Here is a 6936-nt window from a genome sequence, read left to right on the forward strand (position 1 = left end):
TCATGGAGCTGACGATGTGGGTCGAGCAGCGCGGCTCGGGTGAGATTGGAGGCAATGTGCGCGGCGCGCTGGCAACGATCAGCAAGAACGAGGAATTCATCAACATGACGTTAGCAGTGCTGATGACGCCGGAATGACTTCTTCCTTATAGACACAAATCGGGTAAACGTTCATTTCCCTGGAAATACGTTCTCGGCAGAAGGCCCACGGTGTCTGTGGCGGCTTCTAATCTCAACAGTTGCTGCTGCCATGACTCGCCATCTATACGAACGTCAGAGATAGGCCAATCTCGGTCATCTCTGACGTGCAGACGAGGCATCAATACCTTGGCGCCGATTGTTCCAGTCAGACAGACCACTACACGAGTCACTCTGTTTCGCCGACTCGCCCAAAGGACGGATACCATAGCTTTTCAGGGCGGGCTAGAGGACACCGCCGGACGGATACAGATTACCGAGTTGCTGCCGCATAGATGGGCGCCCGTTTAACCACGCAAGGTCTGTTGGGCGGACGTTTGCTGTCCAGGGCCTGGCCAGAAGGCTTTAGAAAATGCATAAGGGGGCTTGAAACTTGAAGCAGGCTGCAGCTTCCGCTCTCTAGATGCTGACCGTTCAGTTGGAAGAGTTGTTCAACTGCTGAAGCTCAAGTTGTTTGGCAGCACTGGCTTCGAGGTTTGCACGCTCTTCATCCAGATACCGATAAATACTTTGGAGGTTGGCGATTTTCTGTTTGACTTCTGCCATCTTCTTTTCAATTAGCTTGGCGCCGTCAGCACAATCGATCAGCTTGTTCCGCTGCGCATCCAGAATCTCGCCTATTTCCCCCAGGGAAAACCCCATGCTTTGCGCGCGCTGGATAAAGCCCAGATCCTGCAGAGTTTGCGCTGTGTAATCGCGATAGTTGTTAGTTCGCCGCTGCGGTGAGATCAGGCCGATTTGCTCGTAGTAACGTAGCGTATGGCGGCTGGCACCGCTGCGGGCCTCGAGTTCGCCGATTTTCATGAAAACACCGCTTGACCATAGAGTTGGGTCGATAGTTTACGCTTGGTTCCTCACCTTAAACAAGGAACAGGGAAATGAGCGTGGAGTGCTTTGTCACGGGGGGTACCGGTTTCATCGGTCAACATTTGGTGGCGTACCTGAGTGCAAAAGGTCACACCATTCGGGTGTTGATGCGTCGCCCGGAGCGACTAGCTGAACTGCGGGAGCAAATCGACAATTTGGGCGGGTGCGCAACCCGGGTATTTGCCGTAGCTGGCGATCTGGAACGGGACAACCTGGGGCTGAGTCTTGCTGATCGAGAAGTGCTAAGGCACGCCAGCGTCGTATTCCACCTGGGCGCCCACTTCGCCTGGGGACTTTCAGTGGAGCGATCTCGTGCGGTGAACGTAGAAGGGGCAAAGCGCGTGGCGCTGTTGGCGGCTGAGCAAAAAAGCCGGTTAGTGATGATCGGCGGCTACATGCTGAAAAATCATGAACATCTGCAACGCATCGGGATTGATCCTCGTAATCCGGAGCTGACGAATTGGCCTGCCGTCTACCGGCATGTCGGTGGTTACGAGGCGAGCAAGCTGGAGGCGCATTTTGCGACCCTGGAGGTCATGTCCGCCAAGGGTGGGGAGATTACCGTTGTCCACCCCGCGACGGTCTGTGGCCACAGCCGCACGGGGCATATCGTTGACGGTCAGCCGCTAGTGGAGCTGATACGCAACCTTGTGCAGGGAAAGCTGACTGCAGTGCCTGGTACCGCCAAGCACTGGCTGCCACTGGTCACCGTGGATTACCTGGTTGAACTGGTGGCGGTTTGTGCTTTTGATCCTGCCATGGTGGGTCAGGAACTGCTGGCGCTTGATGACCAAACTCCCAATTTGCGAGAACTCTTGGTACAGGTGGCACAACCTTTGGGCTTAAAGTCTCCCAAGCATTACATTTCACTCCGATTGCTGAAGTTGCTACTGAGTATTCCTCCCGTCGCGCGGATTTTGAATACAAAACCCGAAGCCTTGGACTTTATCCAGACCACTCGTTTTGATACAGCGGCGGTCGAGCAATTTGCCAACAGGTATGGAATAGCCAAACCGGATATACGTCAGTCTTTGCAGCACACTGCAACGTTCGTCAACTCATATTGCATAACCAAGGGCTAAGCCCTCTGACTTCTCCCTTGGGGGCGACAAAGTCGTTAGCCCCGATTAAATGGACTCAGGCGGCTATCTGCGCGTTCCTTGGCATCTTTGTGCTGTTCCACTTCGAAACGTCCGCCTATCGACATTACGCTGCAGCAGGTGTGGTGGTGGTGCTGATGGCCAGTGCGTCAATTTCCTCGATCATTCTGGGGCGCATTTTTCTCAAGGATGCCATCACCGCGAACGCGACCGTGGGCGCCGCACTGGCTATCGCCGGGATCGCGGTGATCTTCGGCGCCGACCTGCAGCAGGGCTTTACCCTGCAAGGTGCTGCGCTAGCCTCCATGGCCGGCTGCGGCTATGGGGCGTTTTCGGTTGCCATGAAGCGGATGGGCGTGTCGGGGGGACTGCACTTCACCCGGCAATTGCTGTTCTTTGGCAGCCTGTACCTGCTGATGCCGGCCGCGGCCGATGATTTCGTGATCGGCGAGCTGTCGCCGCTGGCGATCGCCGCACTGTTAGCGCTGGCCGCGCTGCCGACAATCCTTGGCTTCTTCTGCACCACCAAGGCCATCGAGTATCTCAAGCCATCCCAAGTGCAGGCGCTGGAACTGACCGAGCCGCTGTTCGCCGCCCTGCTGGCGTTTGTGGCGCTCAATGAAGTACCGCGCGAAAGCCTGTACGCGGGAGCGGCACTGATCATCGTCGGCCTGTGTTTCTCCAATGAACTAATCCGCTTGGGCAGCAAAGCATCCGTACCTTCGACCGAGTGAGCTATTTTCGGATCCTGATTACTTTAGCAACCAGTGGTTTTTAAGTGTTTTGAGCTACTGACCGCTTCTGGCCGATTCTGTTGAAAAAGTCGGTTCGCCCAAACAGCCTGGTCATTGACTGGTTAAAACGCCTTTTTTGCACACTGCTACGTGAAATCCGAGTCCGGAAGCCTCTGCCAAAAGTAAAGATTTCAATCTCGGACGCGTACTTTTCCGATGCGCAAACCATGGCCGACTTTTTCAACACAATCGGCCAGGAGCAGTCATTCGACACTCCTCGTGCCAACGTTTAAATTGACCCGTTTAGTTACCTGGCCACCTCAAAAAATGACCGGCACTTTCCAAGGCAGCTGCCTCTGCGGCGCCGTCAGTTACGAAATAAAATCACGCCCCAAAGCGGTTTCACATTGCCATTGCAACCAATGCCGTAAAAGTCACGGGGCAGCGTTTGCCAGCTATGGCAGCGTGCTGCGAACTGACCTGCATATCATCCAGGGCACGGAGTGCATCACGACTTACCGCTCCTCCGAATCAGTGCTTCGTCAGTTCTGTGGCCAGTGCGGTTCGTCGCTGTTCTGGTCGCGAAGCCGGGGTGAATACGCAGACTGGATATCTATARCGCTGGGTTCGCTAGACACGACCTTTACTACCGACAAGCAGCAACATGTAGAAGTGACGTCCAAGGCGCCCTGGTATGAAGTACAGGATCAGTGGCCACAGTCTCGATGACAGCTTCGGGTCAACTGCTACCAGTCCTCGACAAAGCGCACGCGCTCAACGGTCAACCCAAACCTGCGACAATGCTGCCTCTTCGGGCTTCGTAACTTGCGTGGCAAACGTTCAGGTATTTGAATAACAAATTCGCGGGGAGCAGCCACATTGGAATTGAGACAACTGCGCTATTTCGTAAAAATCATCGAGCTTGGCAGCCTGGGGCGTGCGGCACTTGAACTGGACGTTGGTGTGTCAGCCCTCAGTCAGCAAATCTCCAAGCTGGAAAGCGAACTGTGCACCCGCCTCCTGAATCGAACCTCTACCGGCGTGACGCCCACTAGCGCCGGATTTGCGTTTTTACACCATGCCCAATTGACGCTACGCCAGGCGGAAAACGCAATCATGGCCGCCCATCGCGGGCGAATGAGCGGTTATGTCAGCGTCGGCTTACCACCGACTACCGCGACGGTGCTCGCGTTGCCGTTGATCAACGCAATGCGTGCGCGTTATCCGGACATACAACTGCATTTGGTGGAAATGCTTTCCGGCCACTTGGCGGCGCAGCTCAACGCACGGCAAATTGACCTGGCCATCCTGTTCCAGCTCGAAGGGGGTAAACGCTGGAGCGTGACTCCGCTGCTGGATGAAAAGCTGTTTGTCATTGCCTCGCCCAGCCTGCCACAAGCGCCTTCTGGTGACAGCGTGCAGTTAGCCGACCTTGGCGGCCTGCCGCTGGTGATGCCCAGCGCGCAACATGGATTGCGCTCGGCATTGATGAGCGCGTTCGAGCGGGTCGGGCTAACACCCAATGTCATTATGGAAGTCGACGGTCTCGCTGTTTTGATGAACGCCGTTCGGGCCGGTCATGCGGCGACGATACAACCGGGGGCGGCCGCTGCATTGAAAGACGGGTCCGGACTTTCACTGATCAGGATTGCCGATCCCCATGTGGGCCGACGTAATCTTCTGGCGACGCTGGCTGACGACGAACTCTCTCCGGCGGCGCTGGCAACGCGGTTGGTCATCGTCGACGTGGCGCGACAGTTGGTCGTCGACAAACAGTGGCCTGGAGCTACGTGGATAGAAGGGGTAGACGCGTAATCCTCCTTCAACCCCGGACACATAAGTCTCTCCTGACGACAAAGCCTTTAGAAAAACTAAACACCCCGCGTCAAAAGCAGCCTTTCGGCCACTCCTTCCCCACCCTATCGTTCTCCCCACTCGCAAGGAGCACTTCGTTCCCGCTTCCTTGCAAATCGAGGAGCGATAATGATCGATGTCTTAATCATAGGGGGTGGCAACGCTGCCTTGTGCGCCGCTCTGATGGCGCGAGAAGCAGGCGCCAGCGTGATGCTGCTGGAAGCCTCTCCGAAAATCTGGCGCGGTGGCAACTCCCAACACACCCGTAATCTGCGGTGCATGCACGACGAACCGCAGGACGTGCTGATCGATGCCTATCCGGAAGAAGAATACTGGCAAGACCTGTTGAAGGTCACCGGTGGCCTCACGGATGAAAAGCTTGCACGCATTGCAATTCGGGCATCGTCTTCTTGCCGCGATTGGATGCGTTCACACGGCGTGCATTTTCAGCCACCGCTGTCCGGCGCGCTGCACGTGGCGCGGACCAATGCATTTTTTATGGGCGGCGGCAAAGCGCTGGTCAATGCGTATTTCCGCAGCGCCGAGCGCCTGGGTGTAAAAGTTCGCTACAACACGCAAGTGACCGACATCGAGTTGGATGAGGGGAAATTCGTCGCCGCCCATGTGGGCGAACATGAGGTCGATGGCCAGCGTTTCGCCGCAGAACGCATTGAAGCCCGGGCCTGCGTGTTGGCGGCCGGCGGCTTCGAATCCAACCGTGAATGGCTGCGCGAAGCCTGGGGTCAGAACGAGCGCGGTGAATGGCCATCGGACAATTTCCTGATCCGGGGCACCCGATTCAACACCGGCATTTTGCTACGGCGCATGCTCGACCTTGGCGCAGATGTGATCGGCGATCCGACGCAAGCACACATGGTCGCGATTGATGCCCGCGCGCCACTCTATGACGGCGGCATCTGCACCCGAATCGACTGCGTATCTCTCGGCGTGGTGGTCAATCGTGATGGCGAACGCTTCTACGACGAAGGTGAGGATTTCTGGCCAAAACGTTATGCGATCTGGGGACGTCTGGTGGCCGGACAACCCGGTCAGCAGGCGTATTCGATCATCGATCAACAAGCCATCGGCCGCTTCATGCCGCCGGTCTTTCCCGGCACCACCGCCAATACTCTGCAAGACCTTGCCCGCCAGTTGAAGCTTCCTCAAGAAAAATTCGTCAAGACTGTCGAGGACTACAACCGCGCCTGCCGCGTTGGCACGTTCGATCACACGGCGTTGGACGACTGCCACACCCAAGGACTGATGCCCGCCAAAACTCATTGGGCGCGGCCATTGGTGAAACCACCTTTCTACGCCTACCCGCTTAAACCGGGTGTCACGTTCACCTACCTCGGCCTCGCCACCGACGAAACCGCTGCCGTGCATTTCAACGGCAACGCGAGCCCCAACCTGTTCGTCGCGGGAGAAATGATGGCCGGCAATGTTCTGGGCAAGGGCTACACCGCCGGCATCGGCATGGCCATCGGTACCGCGTTTGGCCGCATCGCCGGTGTGCAGGCGGCCGCTTCGGTGGGCTTTGGCGTTTCATCTGCAAACACGGAGTCTCGATATGCAACTGTTTGATCCCCAAGCGTCGGGCGGGTTGATCCCGGTGCTGAATCTTGACGAAAGTGAAGTCCAGCGGCAGATGACCATCTGCAATGCCTGCCGTTATTGCGAAGGCTTTTGCGCGGTATTTCCGGCGATGACCCGGCGCCTGGAATTCACTCAGGCCGACATCCATTACCTGGCGAACTTGTGCCATAACTGCGGCGCGTGCCTGCACGCCTGTCAGTACGCCGCCCCACACGAATTCGACGTCAACATACCCAAAGCCATGGCCAAAGTGCGCCTGCATACTTACGCCGAATACGCCTGGCCGCAAGCCATGGGCAAGTTGTATCAGCGCAACGGCCTGACCCTGGCGCTGGCTTCCGGTGGGGGACTGGCGTTGTTTTTATGCCTGACCCTGATGCTCATGGGCAACCTGTTCACGGCCATTCCCGGGGGCGACTTCTACAAGATTTTCCCGCATAACACCCTGGCGCTGATGTTCGGCTCAGTGTTCGGCTTTGCGGTACTTGCCCTGACCATGGGGGTACGGCGCTTCTGGCGCAACGTTTCACCGGTCGCAGCGCCACTGCCATTGAAAACGTCCGCTGCATTGGAGGATACGGCAATCGT

6 protein-coding genes and 1 pseudogene are annotated in these 6936 nt (G+C 56.9%); 6 read left to right on the forward strand and 1 reads right to left on the reverse strand.

The window, feature by feature from the left end; all coding sequences use genetic code 11:
* Window positions 1-611: 611 nt before the first annotated feature.
* Entirely contained in the window at window positions 612-1001 is a 390-nt protein-coding gene (locus tag AC1DVH_RS24195; protein WP_477755946.1) for a MerR family transcriptional regulator, read from the reverse strand.
* Window positions 1002-1075: 74 nt separating this feature from the next.
* Here AC1DVH_RS24195 and AC1DVH_RS24200 point away from each other — a divergent pair, with 74 nt between their 5' ends.
* The 6 genes and pseudogenes from AC1DVH_RS24200 to tcuB all read left to right on the forward strand — a co-directional run.
* Window positions 1076-2146: an SDR family oxidoreductase gene (locus tag AC1DVH_RS24200; protein ID WP_477755947.1), complete on the forward strand. Its 1071-nt coding sequence runs from the start codon at window positions 1076-1078 to the stop codon at window positions 2144-2146.
* Between the two features lie 5 nt (window positions 2147-2151).
* Window positions 2152-2898: an EamA family transporter gene (locus tag AC1DVH_RS24205; protein ID WP_477755949.1), complete on the forward strand. Its 747-nt coding sequence runs from the start codon at window positions 2152-2154 to the stop codon at window positions 2896-2898.
* 327 nt (window positions 2899-3225) lie between these two features.
* Window positions 3226-3627, forward strand: a complete 402-nt coding sequence (locus AC1DVH_RS24210) for a GFA family protein (RefSeq protein WP_477755950.1) — start codon at window positions 3226-3228, stop codon at window positions 3625-3627.
* Between the two features lie 150 nt (window positions 3628-3777).
* Window positions 3778-4713, forward strand: a complete 936-nt coding sequence (locus AC1DVH_RS24215) for a LysR family transcriptional regulator (RefSeq protein ID WP_121102046.1) — start codon at window positions 3778-3780, stop codon at window positions 4711-4713.
* A gap of 168 nt (window positions 4714-4881) precedes the next feature.
* Window positions 4882-6336: an FAD-dependent tricarballylate dehydrogenase TcuA gene (tcuA, locus tag AC1DVH_RS24220; protein ID WP_477755948.1), complete on the forward strand. Its 1455-nt coding sequence runs from the start codon at window positions 4882-4884 to the stop codon at window positions 6334-6336.
* Window positions 6323-6936 (forward strand): annotated as a pseudogene (gene tcuB, locus AC1DVH_RS24225) (tricarballylate utilization protein TcuB); the annotation flags it as partial. The gene tcuA and the pseudogene tcuB, both read left to right, overlap by 14 nt.

The sequence above is a fragment of the Pseudomonas sp. P4_C3 genome, assembly GCF_056402075.1.